Source organism: Paenibacillus sp. PAMC21692 (assembly GCF_014303795.1).
Classification (GTDB): domain Bacteria; phylum Bacillota; class Bacilli; order Paenibacillales; family Paenibacillaceae; genus Pristimantibacillus; species Pristimantibacillus agaridevorans.
This window is the reverse complement of record NZ_CP060293.1, coordinates 1,495,957-1,517,697: the sequence shown is the minus strand read 5'-3', so window position 1 is coordinate 1,517,697 and position 21,741 is coordinate 1,495,957. Positions and strand designations below refer to the sequence as shown.

Genomic DNA, 21,741 nt, shown 5'->3' with positions numbered 1-21,741 from the left:
CGTTTTTTGTGCAAGGTTTATAATTAGCTGGTAATTCCGAGTTCTCTTTCACGCAAAACGGTTTTAGCACGAGCTATTTCCTTACGCACATCACGGATTCGAGTCGGGTTGTCCAGTTGACCCGTAGCCAATTGGAAACGAAGGTTAAACAACTCTTCTTTGAAACCGGCGATTTGTTGTTCAATCTCAACAGAGGTTAGGTTGCGAAATTCACTAGCCTTCATTTGCTTCACCACCCACTTCTTCGCGTTTCACGAACTTCGTTTTAACAGGCAGTTTGTGAGCCGCAAGGCGCATTGCTTCACGAGCTACTTCTTCAGGTACGCCAGCCAGCTCGAACATGATTTTGCCCGGCTTAACAACAGCTACCCATTTCTCAACGTTACCTTTACCGCTACCCATCCGCACCTCGAGAGGCTTTTGAGTGATCGGTTTGTCAGGGAAAATCTTGATCCATACTTTACCGCCACGCTTGATATAACGAGTCATCGCGATACGAGCCGCTTCGATCTGGCGGTTCGTGATCCATGACGGTTCAATAGCTTGAAGACCGTATTCGCCGAAAGCAACCGTAGTGCCGCCTTTCGCGCGACCTTTCATATTACCGCGTTGTTGCTTGCGGTGTTTTACACGTTTAGGTACCAACATGATTAGTTGCCTCCTTCCTGGGGAGCTTTCTTCTTCGTAGGAAGGACTTCGCCACGGTAGATCCATACTTTTACGCCGATGCGGCCGTAAGTCGTATGTGCTTCAGCAGTGCCGTAGTCGATATCGGCACGAAGCGTATGAAGCGGAACCGTGCCTTCGCTGTAGCCTTCACTACGCGCGATCTCTGCACCACCGAGACGGCCGCTGACAGCGGTTTTGATCCCTTTGGCACCAGCGCGCATGGAACGTTGAATTGCTTGTTTCAATGCACGACGGAAAGATACGCGACGCTCAAGTTGTTGTGCGATGCTTTCAGCTACCAAGATAGCGTCCAGATCGGCTTGTTTGATTTCAGAGATGTTGATGTGGACTTTTTTGCCCTTCGAGATCTTGCCCAGCTCCGTACGCAGGTTTTCCACTTCGGAACCGCCCTTGCCGATAACCATACCTGGTTTAGCGGTTTGGATCGTCACGTTCACGCGGTTAGCCGCGCGCTCGATCTCGATGTGGGATACTGCTGCGTCTTTCAGCTTGTTCTTCAAGTACTCACGGATTTTTACGTCTTCCAAAAGAAGATCGCCAAAGTCTTTGCCTGCGTACCATTTGGATTCCCAATCACGGATAATCCCGACACGAAGACCGACTGGATTTACCTTTTGACCCACACGTTATCCCTCCTTATTTTTCAGATACCACCAAGGTGATGTGGCTGGTTCTTTTGTTAATCCGGCTTGCGCGACCCATCGCGCGCGGGCGGAAACGTTTCATAGTAGGACCTTGGTTTGCGTATACTTGCGATACGACCAAGTTGTTTACGTCCATTTGGTAATTGTGCTCGGCATTAGCAATCGCAGAGTTAAGCAGCTTCTCGATGATCGGGGAAGCAGCTTTAGGCGTGTGACGCAAAATCGCGATCGCCTCGCCAACCTTCTTGCCACGGATCAAGTCCGCTACGAGCTGCGCTTTGCGAGGAGCGATACGTACGAAATTAACGTGCGCTTTTGCTTCTGGCATGTGGGAACCTCCTCTCGTTCGTTAGAAAATAGATAAAGGGCAAATTAACGTCTGCCCGTTTTTTTATCGTCGTTCGCATGGCCTTTGTAAGTACGAGTCGGTGCAAATTCACCAAACTTGTGTCCTACCATGTCCTCAGTCACGTATACCGGCACGTGTTTGCGTCCGTCGTATACCGCGATCGTGTGTCCGATGAATTGTGGGAAAATCGTCGAACGGCGGGACCATGTTTTGATTACGACCTTTTTGTTCGTTTCGTTCAGGCCCTCGACTTTCTTAAGCAGATGACCGTCGATGAATGGACCTTTTTTCAAACTGCGACCCATGTAGAATCCTCCCTTCGCATAAGCGCTGGCGTGAGACTGCTCTCACGCGGATTGTATCAAGCAGTTATTACTTCGTACGTTTGCGAATAATGTATTGGCTCGATGCTTTCTTTTTCTTGCGAGTTTTGTAGCCCAGTGTCGGTTTGCCCCATGGGGACAACGGCGACTTGCGTCCGATTGGAGCGCGGCCTTCGCCACCACCGTGCGGGTGATCGTTCGGGTTCATAACTACGCCGCGAACTTGAGGACGTTTGCCGAGCCAACGATTACGGCCGGCTTTACCGATTTTCACGAGTTCGTGATCTCCGTTGCCTACGGAACCGATTGTAGCACGGCAAGTGCTCAGGATGCGACGAACTTCGCCAGAGCTCAGACGAATGGATACGTAGTCTTCCTCTTTACCCAACAATTGAGCTTCCGTACCGGCTGCGCGAACCAATTGGCCGCCTTTGCCTGGTTTAAGCTCGATGTTGTGGATAACTGTACCAACAGGAATATTTTTGAGCGGCAATGCGTTGCCGATCTTAATATCCGCGTCCGCTCCGGATACGATTTGATCGCCTACTTTAAGGCCCTGTGGAGCAATAATGTAAGCTTTCGCGCCGTCAACGTAGTGGATCAGTGCGATGTTCGAGGTACGGTTCGGATCGTATTCGATCGTTGCCACGTTACCTGCGATACCGTCTTTGGTACGTTTGAAATCAATGATACGATATTTACGTTTATGTCCGCCGCCATGGTGGCGAACCGTAATTTTACCTTGGTTGTTACGGCCGGCTTTTTTAAAGAGCGGCGCAAGCAACGATTTCTCCGGTGTGCTTGTCGTGATTTCCTCGAATGTGGATACGGACATCGCACGACGAGCTGGAGAGGTCGGTTTGTACTTTTTGATTGGCACTTGTATTCCCTCCTTTTCTATACAGACGTTTCAAAGAACTCAAGTTCTTTGCTGTCATCGCTCAGCTGAACGATTGCTTTTTTCCAGTCAGGTCTGTAGCCGCTATGTCTGCCATAACGCTTCGGTTTACCTGCAACACGCATTGTGTTAACGCCGGTTACTTTTACGTTAAAGATTTGTTCGATAGCTTGTTTGATTTCGGTTTTGTTCGCGCGAAGGTCTACTTCAAACACATAACGTTTGGCAGCCATGTAATCGCTCGTACGTTCCGTAATAACCGGGCGCTTGATAATATCGCGTGGATTTTTCATTACGCAAGCACCTCCTGTACTTTCTCTACTGCTTCCTTGGTGATGATCAGCTTGTCATACACAAGCACATCGCGAACATTGATGCCGTCAGCAGCGACGAACTTCACGCCAGGGATGTTGCGTGCGGACAATGCTACATTATCCTCATAGTTAGCTGTTACAACCAGAGCTTTGCGATCAGCTTTCAGGTTGTTTAGAATGCTTTGGAATTCCTTCGTCTTAGGAGCCGCGAATGTCAGTTGATCCAGAACGATGATGTTGTTCGCGATCACTTTGGAAGACAATGCGGATTTGATCGCCAGACGACGAACTTTCTTAGGCAATTTAAAGCCGTAAGAGCGTGGCGTAGGCCCGAATACCGTTCCGCCGCCAACCCATTGCGGGGAGCGAATGGAACCTTGACGTGCGCGGCCCGTGCCTTTTTGTTTCCAAGGTTTGCGACCGCCGCCGCGTACTTCGGAGCGACCTTTAGTCTTGTGCGTCCCTTGACGTTCGGCAGCTTGCTGCAGAACGACTGCGCTATGCATAACATGAGTGTTAGGCTCGATTCCGAATACGTTCTCGGCCAGTTCCAATTCGCCTACCTGCGAACCGCTCACATTAAATACTGTTACTTTAGGCATTTCGTGTTCCTCCTTTCTTTTTAAGAACGATTAGTTCTTAACCGTTTGTTTGACTTTTACGAATCCGTTCTTAGGTCCTGGAATGGAGCCTTTAACGAGGATGACGTTGCGCTCCGCATCGACGCGGATAACTTCAAGCTTCTGGATCGTGATTGTCTCATGACCCATGTGGCCTGGAAGGCGTTTGCCCTTCGGTACGCGGTTCGCCTGGATGGAACCCATGGAACCTGGACCGCGGTGATAACGGGAACCGTGGGACATAGGTCCCGTGCTTTGTCCCCAACGTTTGATAACGCCGGCAAAGCCTTTGCCTTTCGAAATACCTGTTACGTCAACAAATTCGCCCTCTGCGAAAAGGTCAGCCTTCACTTGTTGGCCAACTTCATACTCACCAAGGTTGATACCGCGAATTTCGCGAACGTAGCGCTTAGGAGTCGCGTCAGCCTTCTTGGCGTGACCGATCTCTGGTTTGTTGGATCTTTTTTCTTTTTTATCAGCGAAACCGAGTTGAACAGCTTCGTAGCCGTCAGTTTCGACTGTTTTCTTCTGAAGAACAACGTTCGGGCCAGCTTCGATTACCGTTACTGGAACCACGTTACCTTCAGCGGTAAATACTTGAGTCATTCCAAGCTTTTTCCCTAAGATACCTTTCATGTTGACACCTCATTTCCTCTCTATGATCGTATATACGGATGTTCTTGTTAATTAAAGCTTGATTTCGATATCTACACCGGACGGCAGATCCAGACGCATCAACGCATCAACGGTTTGCGGCGTAGGATTCACAATGTCGATCAAGCGCTTGTGTGTGCGCATCTCGAATTGCTCACGGGAATCCTTGTACTTGTGAACCGCACGAAGAATAGTGATGATTTGCTTTTCCGTTGGCAACGGAATCGGCCCGGAAACGCCTGCACCGGAACGTTTTGCAGTTTCAACGATTTTCTCTGCGGATTGATCAAGAATTCTGTGATCGTATGCTTTCAAGCGGATACGAATCTTTTGCTTTGCCATATAAGTCCCTCCTTCTTTCGCCCAATTTTTTAATCGGACATACTCCGTGAGAATAACCCGCACAGGTCCCATGGCAAAGGGGCCGGGTGTGTCGGCAACCTCTCACATCAACGCAACGTCAGACCAACAGTCAATATTATATCGGATTGGGCGGGCGATTGCAACTAAAACATTCAATCATTTGAATAAAAGTTGAGATCGCCGGAACCCGCGCCGCGCAAGGCTTTGAGAAGGTTGCATATCCGGCCGACTCCACAATCCATATCATCCCTTAGCGATGCTCCATGTGTTTCTTCTATATATAAGGCTGCGGATGCAATGTACAGGGCAGCATTACACTAGTGCTAGCTGGACGCGGGAGTTACAAGATTACTTGCTTAATCGCTTCATTTCGTTGACAATTGGGAGCGGAGCTAACGGACATAAGCGACGTTATTTGCCGCAATATCCTCATTCCAAGATTCTAACGGACATAGAATACCTTATTCCTGCTCATTTCAGTGTAAGTGATCGTAATTTGTGCAGATAGTGTTGCTCATGTCCGTTATAAATACAAAATGCATGCTTTTCACTAAATAAGGCCATCTATGTCCGTTAAAGGATTTTACCGACATCGCGCGTACCTTTCGGCGTATGGCGCGACAAGCGACTTAATGTTGCTAGTAGCACTTGAAATAGCATAAGATTTATCAAGACTGCGCAATCGCTTAGTATTCTGCTCCTCATGTATTACGTTTCGTTCTACCGCCATCATCCGCGCACCGCGCAGTGCTCCCCTCCGTCCCCGTACCATTCAACACCCGTATTCAGAGCTCAACACCAATACTCCTTAACCCCTATTCTTTACTCTCAAATTATTCTCTTTACACTTCTCTCCTTGATCCACTCTACACTCACTTCATCCCTCCATCATAACTAAAGAGCGCGCGGCAGAGCGACAGTCCCCGTCAGTGTTGATGCGATCAAACAAAAAAAGCTAGGCAGCCAACGGATACCGAATTGCATCCGCAAACTGCCGAGCTTTTTGATTAGTTCTGCTACCCCAGCACGACACGATCGTCCGCCATCTTCTTGCCGCTGATCTGTTCGAACTCTCCAAGCAACCGCTCGACGGTCAGATCTTTTTTGCGATCTTCATCGACTTGTAAAATAATTCTGCCCTTGTCCATCATAATGAGGCGATTTCCAAGACGAATGGCTTGCTCCATGTTGTGCGTGACCATAAGCGTAGTCAAGTTCAGCTCGCGCACAATAGCTTCGGTCAGCGTCGTCACGAGCTCCGCTCTAGCAGGATCCAGCGCTGCCGTATGCTCGTCGAGCAAAAGGATCTGCGGACGTGTAAATGTGGCCATCAGCAGGCTCAAAGCTTGCCGCTCCCCGCCGGACAGCAATCCAACCTTGGCGCCCATACGGTTCTCGAGCCCGATTCCGAGACGATGCAGCTCCTCTCGGAAGATTTTACGGGTTTTGTTTGTGACTCCGAAAGAAAAGCCGCGGGTCTTGCCGCGTTTGTATGCAATCGCAAGATTTTCTTCGATCGTCATCCGCGGTGCCGTTCCGGCCATGGGATCCTGAAATACCCGGCCGATCCACCGACTCTTATGGTACTCGCTAACTTCGCTGACGTCCCTGTCTTCTATAATTATGTTGCCAGCATCAGGCCTCATTACGCCAGAGATAATATTCATAAGAGTGGACTTCCCGGCACCATTACTCCCGATCACCGTCACGAAGTCTCCCGGCTTTAGATGCAGTTGGGCATTCATTAAAGCGATCTTTTCGTCCACCGTACCGGGATTAAATAATTTGGACACGCCTTCGATTCGCAGCATTTAGCGTCCACCTCCAGCGGTATGGCTAATCGACGCCAATACTTCTTCTGTACGTTTTTTAGCCATCGATTTGGTCTTTACGGCTCTCCGTATGGTTGGCACGACAAGGGCGCACACGATAATGGTTGCTGTAATAAGCTTCATATCCTGCGCATCAAGCCATTCTACTCGCAACGCCAATGCGTAAATAATACGATAGATAATCGCGCCAAGCAGAACGGCAAGCGTCGCGCGGAATATCGTTTTGGCGCCGAATATAGCCTCGCCGATTATGACCGATGCCAATCCGATCACGATCATGCCTATCCCCATGGAGTTATTCGCTCCATTTTGCGAATGAGCGATAAGCGCGCCAGAACTGGCAACTAACGCATTAGACAGCGCTACCCCCATAATAATCGTGTTATCTGTGTTGGCTCCGAAGCTGCGAATCATACGGCCATTATCCCCGGTTGCTCGAAGGCTAAGTCCCATGTTTGTTTTAAAAAACAGGTCCAGGCCGATCTTGACAGCGATGCCAAGAATCAATCCAATGATAAGCACTGATGATCCGTCGAATACGTTTTCTTCTCCTCGCAACGATACATTCGGCTTACCCAATATGCGAAGATTAACGGAATACAACGCAATCATCATAATGATGCCGGATAGTAACCCGTTTACTTTCCCTTTGGTGTGAAGAAGCCCTGTTAGCATTCCCGCAAGCGCTCCGCCCAAGAAGGCATATATTACCGCCAACCATGGCGGAGAGCCTGCAATTGTCATTACAGTCCCAATCGCTGCACCGGTTGTGAAACTGCCATCCACCGTCAGGTCAGGGAAATCCAAAATACGGAACGTAATGTAGACGCCAAGCGCCATCAATGCATACAATAATCCACTTTCGACAGCGCCAGTCAAAGATACAAGCATTTGAGTCCTCCTTTCAAGAATCCTACATTAGAATAACAATGGGGCGAATCGGAAATTCGATCCCCCCATTTAAATCTATGTCTGTATCATGTTCAACGAATTACTCGATGATATTGTTTTCTGGATCTTTGACATACGCCTTCATCGCTTCTGTTACGGTAATTCCTTGTGCTTCTGCTGCCTTAAGATTGAGTATAAAGTCCAGCTTCTCTGGCGTCCGCACATCGAGCTCACCCGGTTTTTTGCCGTTTTTAAGAATCTCTACCGCCATTTGGCCAACTTCATAACCATGGTCAAAGTATTTAAATCCAACCGTTGCAAATGCGCCTTTTTCTACCGTATCGCGATCCGCGGAGAAGAATGGAATTTTATTTTTTTCCACTACGTCCAGGATTGCATCAGCTCCTTCAACAACAGTGTTGTCTAGCGTAATATATACCGCGTCAACACGTCCAACCAAGGACTGGGCCGCTTGCTGCACATCGGAGCTATTTACAATCGGGGCTTTTACAAGCTCGATGCCGTGCTTGGACAGCGCCTCTTGCGCAATATCACTCATTACAACCGCATTGGGTTCGCCTTCATTTATAATAATGCCTACCTTTTTAACCTCGGGCAGTTCCTTCGCGATAAAATCCATCAACTGAACGATCGCTTCCGGATTTGTATCCGACGCGCCTGTTACATTGCCGCCCGGAGCTTTCAACTGCGGGACAAGTTTCTCTTTCAAAGGATCTGTAACAGCAGCAAACAATACTGGCTTGTCCTTTACTTCTTCCACCAAGGCGCTGCTGGTATTCGTTGCGATCCCGAGTGCCAGGTCGGCATTGCCAGAAGCAATTTTCTCGGCAATAGATTTAAAATTGTTAGGATCTCCCTGTGCATTATTGTAATCCACGTTCACTTCAAGACCTGCGTCTTTCAGCGCGGCCAGAAACCCTTCACGCGTAGCATCGAGAGAAGGGTGCTCGACAATTTGAGATATCGCGATGTTGTATGTCTTGCCGGCCTCGGGAGCATTGGTCGCCCCGGCCTGTTCTCCATTGCCTTCGCTTGGTTTACCGTTATTGCCTCCGCATGCCGCCGTAACAACCATTACTGACGCAAGTGCCAGTCCTAACCAAAACTTCTTTTTCATGATGTTAAACCCCTCTCGCTCTTTTCATTATTTTGTATTACTTTCCCGCAATTCCCTGTAGATGCATCAAAGCTTTATCGCTTTTTGTCGTTAAAGTATTAGAGAAAACGATAATATTTTTGATATAAATACAAAAAAATGCGTTTATACTCATATGAACTTAATCATAATTGTTTACTAGCGACCTCGTCAATGCCAATTTTTATGATAATTATTGTCATTAAAAAACGAGAACGAAAAAAAAACCTCCACCGAAGTGGAGGTTTTCCATGCATGCGGCGAGTCGCCGCATGTCATTATTTTTGGATTGTTGCAACAGCGCCAGCGCCTACAGTACGGCCGCCTTCACGGATGGAGAAGCGAGTTCCTTCTTCAACCGCGATTGGAGCGATCAGTTCAACTGTAACTGTGATGTTGTCGCCAGGCATAACCATCTCAGTGCCTTCTGGCAGGTTGATGATACCTGTAACGTCAGTTGTACGGAAGTAGAACTGTGGACGGTAGCCAGTAAAGAAAGGCTTGTGACGGCCACCCTCTTCTTTAGTCAGAACGTAGATTTGAGCCGTGAAGTTCGTGTGTGGCTTAACGGAACCTGGTTTAGCCAGAACTTGACCGCGCTCGATGTCTTTACGGTCAACACCGCGAAGAAGTGCGCCTACGTTGTCGCCAGCTTGAGCGGAGTCAAGCAATTTACGGAACATCTCAACGCCCGTAACAACGGATTTGCGAGTTTCTTCTTGCAGACCGATGATTTCGATCTCGTCGCCAACTTTGATAACGCCACGCTCTACGCGACCTGTAGCAACTGTACCACGGCCTGTGATTGTGAATACGTCCTCGACAGGCATAAGGAAAGGCTTAGCCGTGTCGCGCTCAGGAGTTGGGATGTAAGTGTCAACTTGCTCGAACAGCTCGATGACTTTGTCAGCCCAAGGACCATCTGGGTTAGCAAGAGCTTCACGAGCCGCGCCGCGGATGATTGGAGTGTCGTCGCCTGGGAAGTCATACTCGGACAGAAGATCGCGAACTTCCATTTCAACCAGCTCAAGAAGCTCTTCGTCTTCAACCATGTCGCATTTGTTCAGGAAGACAACGATGTAAGGAACGCCTACTTGACGGGAGAGCAGGATGTGCTCGCGCGTTTGCGGCATTGGGCCGTCAGATGCGGATACAACCAGGATCGCTCCGTCCATTTGTGCAGCGCCTGTGATCATGTTTTTAACATAGTCGGCGTGACCTGGGCAGTCAACGTGAGCATAGTGACGGTTAGGAGTCTCATACTCAACGTGGGATGTGGAGATTGTGATACCGCGCTCGCGCTCTTCTGGAGCTTTGTCGATTTGGTCAAACGCGATAGCCGCGCCGCCGTATCTTTTGGAAAGTACAGTTGTGATCGCAGCAGTCAGAGTTGTTTTGCCATGGTCGACGTGACCGATAGTACCGATGTTAACATGCGGTTTAGTACGTTCAAATTTAGACTTAGCCATTGAACTTAATCCTCCTCAATATCACTTGATATTTTATGTGTGGGCCGGCATCGAGAGCGAAATCACACCTGAACACCGGCCAAAATACAACTTGTTCATGCTAGAGCAGCCAGTCGGCTATTACTCAGCCGAACCTTTGTGCTTGGCAATGATCTCTTCGGAGATCGATTTCGGAACTTCTTCGTAGTGAGAAAGCTCCATCGAGAATACGCCGCGTCCTTGCGTACCGGAACGAAGAGTTGTGGAGTAACCGAACATCTCGGAGAGAGGCACCTTGGAACGGATAATTTGCGCGCCTGCGCGGGAATCCATACCCTCGATGCGACCACGACGGGAGTTCAGCATACCCATAACGTCGCCCATGTACTCTTCTGGAACCGTAACTTCGACCTTCATGATTGGCTCGAGAAGGACAGGTTTACACTTGTCTTTCGCTGCTTTAAGCGCCAGGGAACCAGCGATCTTAAATGCCATCTCAGAGGAGTCGACGTCATGATAGGATCCATCGACAACAGTCGCTTTGATATCAACGAGCGGGAAGCCGGCGATAACGCCATTCTTCATCGACTCTTCGATACCCGCTTGGATTGGGGCGATGTATTCACGAGGAATCGATCCACCCACAACTTTGCTTTCGAAGACGAAGCCTGCTCCAGCCTCTTGTGGTTCGAACTCGACCCAACAATGACCGAACTGACCTTTACCGCCGGATTGACGTACGAATTTACCTTCAACCTTAGCTCCTTGGCGGAAGGTCTCACGGTAAGCAACCTGAGGTTTACCTACATTCGTCTCTACTTTGAATTCACGAAGCATACGGTCAACGAGGATCTCAAGGTGAAGCTCACCCATACCCGCGATGATCGTTTGGTTCGTTTCTTCGTCCGTATAAGCGCGGAATGTCGGATCTTCCTCGGCGAGCTTGGAGATTGCAACGCCAAGTTTGTCTTGGTCTGCTTTCGTCTTAGGCTCGATTGCGATTTGGATAACGGGTTCAGGGAAGTTCATCGATTCAAGAACGATTGGGAACTTCTCGTCGCACAGCGTATCTCCCGTAGTCGTATCCTTCAGACCTACCGCGGCAGCGATATCGCCCGAGTGTACTTCCGAGATCTCTTGACGGCTGTTCGCGTGCATCTGCAGAATCCGGCCAATCCGCTCGCGTTTGCCCTTAGTTGCGTTAAGAACATACGATCCGGACTTCAGGATACCCGAGTATACGCGGAAGAACGTCAAACGTCCTACGTAAGGGTCCGTCATGATTTTGAATGCCAGAGCCGAGAACGGCTCCGAGTCGGAAGAAGGACGTACCGCTTCTTCGCCATCTTCGAGCGTACCTTTAATAGATGGTACGTCAACTGGCGCAGGCAAGTAGTCAACAACCGCATCCAATACCAATTGAACGCCTTTGTTACGATAGGAAGAACCGGCTACTACAGGGAAAATCTTAACGTCACAAACGCCTTTACGAAGAACAGCCTTCAGTTCTGGAATTGTGATTTCTTCACCTTCCAGATACTTCATCATCAGATCTTCGTCCAGTTCTGCGACCTTCTCTACGAGTTCGCTGCGAAGTTCTTCAACTTGGTCAGCATACTCAGCAGGGATCTCGCCTTTAATCGGATCCTTGCCCAGATCATCAACGTACTTGTAAGCCACACGCTCAACAATGTCGATTACGCCGACGAAGTCGGATTCTGCGCCGATAGGCAATTGAATCGCAACGGCATTGGCTTGCAGACGCTCACGCATGTCTTTGACAACATTCAGGTAGTCTGCGCCGATGATATCCATCTTGTTAACGTAAGCGATCCGTGGAACGCCGTAGCGGTCGGCTTGACGCCATACCGTTTCGGATTGTGGCTCAACGCCTTCTTTTGCACTGAAAACACCAACGGCCCCGTCCAATACGCGTAGGGAGCGTTCAACTTCAACTGTGAAGTCAACGTGACCCGGAGTATCGATGATATTGATGCGGTTACCCTTCCATTGAGCGGTAGTAGCGGCAGACGTAATTGTGATGCCGCGCTCTTGTTCTTGTTCCATCCAGTCCATTGTAGCTGCACCTTCGTGCACCTCGCCAATTTTGTGGGTACGGCCCGTGAAGAACAAGATCCGTTCAGTGGTTGTGGTTTTACCAGCGTCAATATGCGCCATAATCCCGATATTACGCGTATTTTCCAAGGAGAACTCTCTTGCCATAAATTTGTCTCCTCTCGATTATGGTTATCCTACCAACGGTAGTGAGCAAACGCTTTGTTTGCTTCAGCCATTTTGTGCGTGTCTTCACGCTTCTTAACAGATGCGCCAGTGTTATTGGAAGCATCCAAAATCTCGGCAGCCAGACGTTCAGTCATCGTTTTCTCGCCGCGGTTGCGCGAGTAGTTCACGAGCCAACGAAGACCAAGAGCCGTACGGCGCTCAGGCTTAACCTCGATAGGCACTTGATAGTTAGCGCCGCCTACACGGCGAGCCTTAACCTCAAGAACCGGCATGATGTTTTTCAATGCTGCTTCGAACACTTCCATTGGATCTTTACCGGAACGCTCCTGAATCAGCTTGAAAGCATCGTATAACAGCGTTTGTGCAGTACCTCTCTTGCCGTCGATCATAATACGGTTGATCAGACGAGTTACCAGTTTGCTATTGTAAACCGGATCCGGCAGCACATCGCGTTTTGTTACAGGACCTTTGCGTGGCATGTAAAGTCCCCCTTTCTTCTAATAGTGGCTTGTACTTGCTTGGAATATCCCGATCGGGCTATTCTTACTACATAGGAATGTTTATGATCTTTAACGCGATACATCGTTAGGAAAATCATTCCTATTGGCAATAAAACCTACCTCTAAACGCGGTCGCTCATCTTCGAGTAACCTCGATAAAGGTTTTCTTACTTTTTAACTTTAGGACGTTTCGTACCGTATTTGGAACGGGCCTGGTTACGGTTGTTAACACCCGCAGTATCCAATGCGCCGCGAACGATATGGTAACGTACACCCGGAAGGTCCTTAACACGACCGCCACGGATCAAAACAACGCTGTGCTCTTGCAGGTTATGACCGATACCTGGGATGTACGCAGTAACCTCAACACGGTTAGTCAAGCGTACACGCGCGTACTTACGAAGCGCGGAGTTCGGTTTTTTCGGAGTCATTGTACCTACACGAGTGCACACACCGCGTTTTTGCGGAGCGTTGATTTCAGTTGCTTCACGTTTCAGAGCGTTGAAACCTCTTTGCAAGGCTGGCGATTTCGATTTCACGACTTTCGCTTGACGGCCTTTGCGAACGAGCTGGTTAATAGTTGGCATGTTGCCACCCCCTTCCCCTTATTCATGTCTTGATGTCCACATAAGAATTGACAATTTCCGTGCATGTCGGAAACATAAAGTCTTATTGGCGATAAAACCTACCCTAAAAACGCGGTCGCTCATCTTTGATCGACCTCGATAAAGGTTTTCTCATGGTAGACATTTCATCCACAGTTTAAGCCCACAGACCCAGGCGGTTCATAATGAAACAAAAGTATTCCATAAGCCCGGTCATCAGGCACACTTCGATATATTATCACTTCGCCTATACCAATGTCAAGCAAGATTAATGGCACTTTTTGTCGTTTAGCCCTATTTACGAATATTTTGCATATCGGTCTTAGTCAATTGACTTAGCGGAAAGGTACGGATTGGCCCGCGGCCGCTCTATACCTGCCCGATCTTTATCGATATGCAATACCCGTTTCTCATACGGAATCGACTCGCTGTTACGACCGGAGCAGGTACAGGCTATCCAAAATTCGCTTGTATAATCACCGATTTTTTTTGCAGCTTCTCGAGCTCTGCCCGAATGCCTGCCAGTTCAAGCTCAAGCTCAACGTCTCCATGTGGAACCTCAAATTTAATTCTGATGTACTCAAGCACTTCGTCGATTTCGTGGCTATTCGACAACATGGATCCCTCTCCTATCGCGCATGTACCTTCATCCTATAAACACCTGTAAGACGCAAGTAGTTGTAGGTTTTATAAAAAAAATTTTATCTATTTTTTCGACTCATTTCGCATGCAAAAAAAAAAGAAACGACACCTTCCCCCTCAAGGGGAAAGCATCGTTTCTGTTGAGATCAGCACATCTGTGCTGATCCTTAATCATTATTCGACCACTACAGCTTCCGCAGCTTCTTCAAGCTCCATGCCTTCGACAATTTCGTCTTCCAACCCGGCGAAGCGAATGTTGCGGTAACGCTGCATGCCCGTACCAGCCGGGATCAGCTTGCCGATGATAACATTCTCCTTCAGGCCGAGCAACTGGTCGACTTTGCCTTTGATAGCAGCGTCGGTCAGTACGCGAGTCGTCTCTTGGAACGATGCCGCGGACAGGAACGAATCCGTCTCCAGCGACGCCTTCGTAATACCAAGCAGTACGGGCTTCGCAACCGCAGGCTCCTTGTCAGCGAAAATCGCTTCACGGTTAGCGGACTCGTATTCGTGAATGTCCACGAACGCGCCTGGCAGCAGTGTCGTACCTCCAGCGTCCACGATACGGATCTTCCGGAGCATTTGCTTGATCATAACCTCGACGTGTTTGTCGTTGATCTCAACGCCCTGGTTCCGATATACGCGCTGTACTTCCTGCAGGATATAGTTCTGAACGCCACGGATACCCTTAATGCGCAGCATATCCTTCGGATCGATGGAACCGTCGGTCAATTCGTCGCCTGCTTCGATGTGCTGTCCTTCCGTCACGCGAATACGCGAGCCGTATGTCACAGCGTACACCTTCGTCTCGGCTTCGCCTTGCACTTCGATCTCTCTGCGGTCCTTCGCCTCGCGAATTTCCTTGATAACGCCGTCGAGCTCGGAGATAATCGCTTGACCTTTCGGATTACGCGCCTCGAAGAGCTCCTGGATACGCGGGAGACCTTGCGTAATATCGTCGCCGGCAACGCCGCCGGTATGGAATGTACGCATCGTCAGCTGTGTTCCCGGTTCGCCGATGGATTGCGCCGCGATAATGCCTACCGCTTCGCCGATCTCAACGTGCTTGCCGGTTGCCAGGTTACGGCCGTAGCAGATTTTGCAGACGCCATGACGCGCGCGGCAGCTCAGTACGGAACGGATTTGGAGTTTCTCTACGCCCGCATCGATAATCGCATCTGCTTTGCCGGAGTCGATCAGTTCGCTGCGGTTGACGATAATTTCGCCAGTCTTCGGATGACGAATCGTCTCGAATGCGTAACGCCCTTCGATACGGTCGTACAGGTCCTCGATGACTTCTTTGCCGTCCTGGATCTTGCTAACGGTAAACCCTTTGTCCGTGCCGCAATCGTCTTCGCGAACGATAACGTCCTGCGCAACGTCTACGAGACGGCGAGTCAGGTAACCGGAGTCGGCCGTACGAAGAGCCGTATCGGCAAGACCTTTCCGGGCTCCGTGCGTCGAGATGAAGTACTCGAGGACGGTTAGGCCTTCGCGGAAGTTCGATTTGATCGGCAACTCGATGATACGGCCGGATGGATTCGCCATCAGACCACGCATGCCGCCAAGCTGTGTAATCTGGGATTTGTTACCCCGTGCTTTGGAGTCGACCATGAGCATGATGTTGTTGTAACGATCCATCGATTTCATAAGGACTTCCGTAATCTCGTCCTTGCATTTGCTCCAGATGCTGATGATCCGGTCATAACGCTCTTCGTTCGTAATCAGACCGCGGCGGTACTGATTCATAACGGTAGCGACCTTCTCGTCGGAAGCTTTCATGATCTCCGCTTTTTCCTTCGGAACAATAACGTCGGATACGCCGATCGTAATGCCCGCTTTGGTGGAATAAGTGAAGCCTAGCTGCTTGATGCGGTCAAGAATAACCGCAGTCAAGGTTGTATGGTACTGACGGAAGCATTCTGCAATGATCGTGCCGAGGAAGTCTTTGCCTACCGCGCCAGCTGTTGCGATCTCATCGACAAACTTCGTCAAGTCCGAACCCTTTTCGTACACAAAGTACTTGTCAGGCGTACCTTGCAGAAGGTTTACTTTCGTCGCTTCGTTGATATACGGGAAATCTTCGGGGAAGATTTCGTTAAAGATCACTTTACCTACCGTAGTAGCCATTAGAGAAGCTTGCTGTTTCTCCGTAAAGTTTTTCTTATTGAGCACTTTCACCGGGATGAAAATGCGCGCATGCAGCGATACGATACCACGTTGGTACGAGGAGATCGCTTCGTTGACCGTCGCGAAGACGGATCCGGAGCCTTTGGCTTCCTTGTTGTCCATCGTCAGATAGAAGCTGCCAAGCACCATATCCTGGGAAGGCGTGACGACCGGTTTGCCGTCCTTAGGGTTAAGGATGTTGCCGGACGCCAGCATAAGCAGGCGCGCTTCCGCTTGCGCTTCCGCGGAGAGCGGTACGTGAACGGCCATCTGGTCACCGTCGAAGTCGGCGTTGTATGCCGTACATACGAGCGGATGCAGCTTGATCGCGCGTCCCTCGACAAGAATCGGCTCGAATGCCTGAATGCCGAGTCTGTGCAGCGTGGGGGCACGGTTCAAGAGAACCGGATGCTCTTTAATGACTTCTTCGAGAACATCCCATACTTCTGGGCTTACGCGTTCGACTTTACGTTTCGCGCTTTTGATATTATGGGCAAGGCCTTTGTTTACAAGCTCCTTCATCACGAACGGCTTGAACAGCTCCAGTGCCATTTCCTTAGGAAGACCGCATTGGAACATCTTAAGGTTTGGACCTACGACGATAACGGAACGACCGGAATAGTCAACCCGTTTACCCAAAAGGTTCTGACGGAAACGTCCTTGCTTACCCTTTAGCATGTGGCTTAGGGATTTCAGAGGACGGTTGCCGGGACCCGTTACCGGACGTCCGCGACGTCCGTTATCGATCAGGGCGTCAACCGCTTCCTGAAGCATACGTTTTTCGTTCTGTACGATAATGTCCGGCGCGCCGAGATCAAGCAGACGCTTAAGACGGTTGTTCCGGTTGATTACGCGGCGATACAGATCGTTCAGGTCGGAGGTCGCAAAGCGGCCGCCGTCCAGCTGTACCATCGGACGAAGCTCCGGCGGGATAACCGGGAGCACGTCTAGAATCATCCATTCCGGCTCGTTGCCGGAGTTGCGGAAAGCTTCGATAACTTCGAGACGCTTGATAGCGCGGTTACGACGCTGCCCTTGAGCGGTACGAAGATCTTCCTTCAGCTGCTCAAGCTCACGCTCAACGTCGATATCCTGAAGCAGCTTTTTGACCGCTTCAGCGCCCATGCCGGCTTGGAAGCCGTAGCCGTATTTCTCGCGGTAGCTGCGGTATTCCTTCTCGGACAGGAGCTGTTTCTTTTCGAGAGGCGTATCCCCTGGATCCGTTACGACATAGGATGCAAAGTAGATAATCTCCTCCAGCGAACGCGGGGACATATCGAGTGCAAGCCCCATGCGGCTCGGAATGCCTTTAAAATACCAGATATGGGAGACGGGAGCTGCCAATTCAATATGACCCATCCGCTCGCGGCGAACTTTGGCGCGAGTTACTTCGACGCCGCAGCGATCGCAGACAACGCCTTTGTAACGAACCCGCTTATATTTGCCGCAATGGCACTCCCAGTCCTTGGTCGGACCGAAGATCTTCTCGCAGAAGAGACCTTCCTTCTCGGGTTTCAACGTTCTGTAGTTAATGGTTTCCGGCTTCTTGACTTCTCCGCGGGACCACGAGCGAATTTTATCCGGCGAAGCCAGACCTATTTTCATATACTCGAAGTTGTTCACGTCCAACAAGGAGCAACCCTCCTTCGTCATGTATGACGGTGTCTATTGAGAAAACCTCTATCGAGGCCAATTCGAAGATAAAGCTTATTCGGCTCCTGCTTCGGCGCCTTCCAGATTGAGGTTCAACTTGTCGCCCGTACCCTCATCCTCGTCGTCGATTTCCTTCATTTCGATCTCTTCTTCATTTTCGGACAGGATTTTAACGTCCATACCCAAGCTCTGAAGCTCTTTGATCAAAACTTTAAACGATTCTGGAACGCCAGGCTCCGGCACGTTCTCGCCCTTGACGATCGACTCGTACGTTTTCACGCGGCCGACCACGTCATCGGACTTGACGGTAAGAATTTCTTGAAGCGTATAAGCAGCGCCATAAGCCTCGAGCGCCCAAACTTCCATCTCGCCGAAACGCTGTCCGCCGAACTGGGCTTTACCACCCAGCGGCTGTTGCGTAACGAGGGAGTATGGACCCGTGGAACGGGCATGGATCTTGTCGTCGACCATGTGCGCGAGCTTGATCATGTACATGACGCCAACCGTTACTTCGCGTTCGAACGATTCGCCCGTACGTCCATCGTACAGAACCGTCTTACCGTTCCGCTGCATGCCTGCTTCTTCCATCGTATCGAAGACGTCTTCTTCGTTCGCGCCGTCGAATACAGGAGTGGCGGCATGAATGCCCAGATGCTTGCACGCCATGCCAAGGTGAACCTCCAGCGCTTGACCGATGTTCATCCGGGAAGGAACGCCGAGCGGATTCAGAACGACCTCTACAGGAGTTCCGTCCGGCAGGAACGGCATATCTTCTTCCGGCATGATACGTGCGATAACCCCTTTGTTACCGTGACGTCCGGCCATCTTGTCGCCTTCGGAGATCTTACGCTTCTGAGCGATATAAGCGCGCACGAGCTGGTTAACGCCCGGAGGCAGTTCGTCGCCGTTTTCGCGGGTAAATACTTTTACATCCACGACGATGCCGTCGGTACCATGCGGTACGCGAAGCGAAGTGTCGCGAACCTCGCGAGCTTTTTCTCCGAAGATGGCATGAAGCAATCTCTCTTCGGCCGTCAGCTCGGTAACGCCCTTCGGAGTAACCTTGCCGACCAAAATGTCGCCTGCGCCGATCTCGGCGCCGACGCGGATAATACCGCGCTCGTCGAGATTGCGAAGCGCCTCTTCGCCGACGTTCGGGATGTCGCGTGTAATCTCTTCCGGACCCAGCTTCGTATCGCGGGCTTCGGATTCGTATTCTTCGATATGAATAGACGTGTATACGTCTTCCTTAACCAGCTTCTCGCTAAGCAAGATGGCATCCTCGTAGTTGTAGCCTTCCCACGTCATAAACGCAACGACAACGTTGCGGCCAAGCGCGAGTTCACCCATCTCCGTGGAAGGACCATCCGCCATGATATCACCCTTCTTGATGATATCGCCTTTGCGGACCAGCGGACGCTGATTGATGCATGTGCCCTGGTTGGAACGCATAAACTTGTGAAGCTTATGCTTCACGAGATCTCCGTTCACCGGCTTGCCATCGATCATCTCGACGCGGCGAAGCCAAATTTCGTTGGCGGATGCACGTTCAATAACGCCGTCGTATTTCGACACGATACATACGCCGGAGTCCTTGGCTCCCTTATGCTCCATGCCCGTGCCCACGAAAGGAGCTTTAGGAATGAGCAGCGGTACAGCCTGCCGTTGCATGTTGGAACCCATAAGCGCGCGGTTGGAGTCGTCATTTTCAAGGAACGGAATGAGCGCCGTCGCAACCGACACGACCTGCTTAGGCGATACGTCCATATAGTCGACGCGGTCGCTTGGCATAGTCAAAATGTTATCCGCTTGTTTATTGTAACGAACAATCGTCTGCGGCTCCAAAAACTTGTTATCCGAAGTGAGCTCCGCGTTCGCTTGCGCGATAACGTAGTTGTCCTCTTCGTCTGCCGTCAAATAAGCGATCTGATTCGTCACGATACCCGTCTTGGGATCCACCCAGCGATACGGCGCTTCGATAAAGCCATATTCGTTAATGCGGGCGAACGTGGACAAAGAGTTGATCAAACCGATGTTCGGCCCCTCAGGCGTCTCGATCGGACACATCCGGCCATAATGCGAGTGATGGACGTCACGAACTTCGAAGCCTGCGCGCTCCCGCGTCAGACCGCCGGGGCCCAGAGCGGACAGACGGCGCTTATGCGTAAGCTCGGCAAGCGGATTCGTCTGGTCCATGAACTGGGACAGCTGGGACGAACCGAAAAACTCCTTGATGGATGCGATAACGGGACGAATGTTGATCAGCGCCTGCGGCGTGATCGCGTTGGCGTCCTGAATCGACATTCTCTCGCGGACAACGCGTTCCATACGGGATAGACCAATTCGGAATTGGTTCTGCAGCAGCTCGCCTACGGAGCGCAGACGACGATTGCCCAGGTGATCGATATCGTCCGTGCTGCCGACGCCGTGCAGCAAGTTAATGAAGTAGTTAATCGACGAAATAATATCCGCAGACGTAATATGTTTGACGGATTTGTCGATTATACCGTTCGCGATAACTTTGATTACCTTATTTTCGTCGAGCGGCGAGAATACGCTGATGGCTTGGAGTGGAATACTATCCGCATCCAGAACGCCGTTAGCGACATGGTACGTCTTGAAACCCACGTCGGTCTCGAGCTTTTCGAGAATTTCGTCAAGAAGGCGACGGTCAATCATCTGGCCGGATTCCGCGATGATCTCGCCAGTAGACGGATCAACGAGGTTCTCGGCAAGACGCTGATTGAACAGACGGTTCTTGATGTGCAGCTTCTTGTTTATTTTGTAACGGCCAACATTGGCCAAGTCATATCGTTTTGGATCGAAGAAACGAGCGACAAGCAAGCTCTTCGCGTTGTCCAAAGTAGGCGGCTCGCCCGGACGAAGACGCTCATAAATCTCGATCAGCGCTTTCTCCGTGGAATCCGTGCTATCTTTGTCCAGCGTGTTGCGGATGTACTCGTCATGTCCGAGCAAATCCAGAATTTCGGCGTCAGTGCCAAACCCAAGCGCGCGCAAAAGTACCGTTACCGGAATTTTCCGGGTCCGGTCGATACGAACGTAGATGATGTCCTTGGCATCCGTTTCCAGTTCCAGCCAAGCGCCACGGTTCGGAATAACCGTTGCCGTGTACGTCTTCTTGCCGTTCTTATCTACCTTCGTGCTGAAGTACACACTCGGGGAACGAACCAATTGGCTGACGATAACGCGTTCTGCGCCGTTAATAATGAATGTGCCGGTCTCGGTCATAAGCGGGAAATCGCCCATGAATACTTCTTGCTCCTTAACCTCGCCCGTCTCCTTATTGAACAGCCTTACTTTTACGCGCAGCGGAGCCGCGTAAGTTACGTCGCGTTCCTTCGACTCATCCACCGAATACTTCGGCTCGCCTAAGCTATAGTCGATAAATTCCAGTGAAAGATTGCCCGTAAAGTCCGAAATCGGAGAGATATCCTGGAACAATTCGATTAAATCGCTGTCCAAAAATTTCTCGTACGATTTTTGTTGGATTTCAATCAGGTTCGGGACTTCCAGCACCTCGCTGATCCTAGCGTAGCTTCTTCTAGCACGCCGACCATACTGAACAAGTTGTCCTGCCAACTTAACCTCACCCCTCGTGTCTGTCTCACAGCATCGATACTACTGCGTTACTCTCTTAGGCGGCGGCAGCCGCCCATACAGATAAATAAAGAAAAGCCCTTATCGAATAGGTTCGAAAAAAGAGCATGTTTCCGGCAGTTTGCCTG

At 50.3% G+C, this 21,741-nt stretch carries 20 protein-coding genes; all 20 read right to left on the bottom strand.

Annotated features, from left to right (window positions below; translation table 11 throughout):
• Positions 1–23 precede the first annotated feature (23 nt).
• Positions 24–224, bottom strand: coding sequence for a 50S ribosomal protein L29 (gene rpmC, locus H7F31_RS06085; RefSeq protein ID WP_087570317.1), 201 nt, complete (start codon positions 222–224; stop codon positions 24–26).
• Complete coding sequence (gene rplP, locus H7F31_RS06080) at positions 214–648, bottom strand: 50S ribosomal protein L16 (protein ID WP_087570316.1); 435 nt, start codon at positions 646–648, stop codon at positions 214–216. The genes rpmC and rplP overlap by 11 nt, the downstream gene beginning before the upstream one ends.
• A 2-nt stretch (positions 649–650) precedes the next feature.
• Entirely contained in the window at positions 651–1,313 is a 663-nt protein-coding gene (gene rpsC / locus H7F31_RS06075; RefSeq protein WP_087570315.1) for a 30S ribosomal protein S3, read from the bottom strand.
• A gap of 13 nt (positions 1,314–1,326) precedes the next feature.
• Positions 1,327–1,662 carry a 50S ribosomal protein L22 gene (rplV, locus tag H7F31_RS06070; protein ID WP_087570314.1) on the bottom strand — a complete coding sequence of 112 codons (336 nt, stop codon included), beginning with the start codon at positions 1,660–1,662 and terminating at the stop codon, positions 1,327–1,329.
• 44 nt (positions 1,663–1,706) lie between these two features.
• Positions 1,707–1,988 (bottom strand): 30S ribosomal protein S19, encoded by a 282-nt coding sequence (gene rpsS, locus H7F31_RS06065; protein WP_087570313.1) that lies wholly within the window; start codon positions 1,986–1,988, stop codon positions 1,707–1,709.
• A 67-nt stretch (positions 1,989–2,055) separates the two neighbouring features.
• Positions 2,056–2,886, bottom strand: coding sequence for a 50S ribosomal protein L2 (gene rplB, locus H7F31_RS06060; RefSeq protein WP_087570312.1), 831 nt, complete (start codon positions 2,884–2,886; stop codon positions 2,056–2,058).
• 17 nt (positions 2,887–2,903) lie between these two features.
• Positions 2,904–3,197 carry a 50S ribosomal protein L23 gene (gene rplW, locus H7F31_RS06055; protein ID WP_087570311.1) on the bottom strand — a complete coding sequence of 98 codons (294 nt, stop codon included), beginning with the start codon at positions 3,195–3,197 and terminating at the stop codon, positions 2,904–2,906.
• Positions 3,197–3,820, bottom strand: coding sequence for a 50S ribosomal protein L4 (gene rplD, locus H7F31_RS06050; protein WP_087570310.1), 624 nt, complete (start codon positions 3,818–3,820; stop codon positions 3,197–3,199). Before rplD ends, rplW begins: the two co-directional genes overlap by 1 nt.
• Positions 3,821–3,850: 30 nt before the next feature.
• Positions 3,851–4,474, bottom strand: coding sequence for a 50S ribosomal protein L3 (gene rplC / locus H7F31_RS06045; protein WP_087570309.1), 624 nt, complete (start codon positions 4,472–4,474; stop codon positions 3,851–3,853).
• Between the two features lie 51 nt (positions 4,475–4,525).
• Positions 4,526–4,834, bottom strand: a complete 309-nt coding sequence (rpsJ, locus tag H7F31_RS06040; protein ID WP_005544556.1) for a 30S ribosomal protein S10 — start codon at positions 4,832–4,834, stop codon at positions 4,526–4,528.
• 1,037 nt (positions 4,835–5,871) lie between these two features.
• Positions 5,872–6,666, bottom strand: a complete 795-nt coding sequence (locus H7F31_RS06035) for an ABC transporter ATP-binding protein (RefSeq protein WP_187103425.1) — start codon at positions 6,664–6,666, stop codon at positions 5,872–5,874.
• On the bottom strand, positions 6,667–7,578 hold the full coding sequence (locus H7F31_RS06030) for an ABC transporter permease (protein WP_187103424.1): 912 nt from the start codon (positions 7,576–7,578) through the stop codon (positions 6,667–6,669).
• Between the two features lie 100 nt (positions 7,579–7,678).
• Positions 7,679–8,716: an ABC transporter substrate-binding protein gene (locus H7F31_RS06025; RefSeq protein ID WP_187103423.1), complete on the bottom strand. Its 1,038-nt coding sequence runs from the start codon at positions 8,714–8,716 to the stop codon at positions 7,679–7,681.
• Between the two features lie 296 nt (positions 8,717–9,012).
• Positions 9,013–10,203, bottom strand: coding sequence for an elongation factor Tu (gene tuf / locus H7F31_RS06020; protein ID WP_187103422.1), 1,191 nt, complete (start codon positions 10,201–10,203; stop codon positions 9,013–9,015).
• 120 nt (positions 10,204–10,323) lie between these two features.
• The gene (fusA, locus tag H7F31_RS06015) at positions 10,324–12,405 is read right to left on the bottom strand and encodes an elongation factor G (RefSeq protein ID WP_187103421.1); all 2,082 of its coding nucleotides are present in this window, start codon (positions 12,403–12,405) and stop codon (positions 10,324–10,326) included.
• A gap of 29 nt (positions 12,406–12,434) precedes the next feature.
• Positions 12,435–12,905 carry a 30S ribosomal protein S7 gene (gene rpsG, locus H7F31_RS06010; protein WP_087570303.1) on the bottom strand — a complete coding sequence of 157 codons (471 nt, stop codon included), beginning with the start codon at positions 12,903–12,905 and terminating at the stop codon, positions 12,435–12,437.
• A 188-nt stretch (positions 12,906–13,093) separates the two neighbouring features.
• Entirely contained in the window at positions 13,094–13,513 is a 420-nt protein-coding gene (gene rpsL, locus H7F31_RS06005) for a 30S ribosomal protein S12 (RefSeq protein ID WP_187103420.1), read from the bottom strand.
• 471 nt (positions 13,514–13,984) lie between these two features.
• Positions 13,985–14,149, bottom strand: coding sequence for a hypothetical protein (locus H7F31_RS06000; RefSeq protein WP_179215758.1), 165 nt, complete (start codon positions 14,147–14,149; stop codon positions 13,985–13,987).
• Between the two features lie 198 nt (positions 14,150–14,347).
• On the bottom strand, positions 14,348–17,974 hold the full coding sequence (rpoC, locus tag H7F31_RS05995) for a DNA-directed RNA polymerase subunit beta' (RefSeq protein ID WP_087570301.1): 3,627 nt from the start codon (positions 17,972–17,974) through the stop codon (positions 14,348–14,350).
• 75 nt (positions 17,975–18,049) lie between these two features.
• Positions 18,050–21,595 (bottom strand): DNA-directed RNA polymerase subunit beta, encoded by a 3,546-nt coding sequence (gene rpoB, locus H7F31_RS05990; RefSeq protein WP_187103419.1) that lies wholly within the window; start codon positions 21,593–21,595, stop codon positions 18,050–18,052.
• Positions 21,596–21,741: the final 146 nt, after the last annotated feature.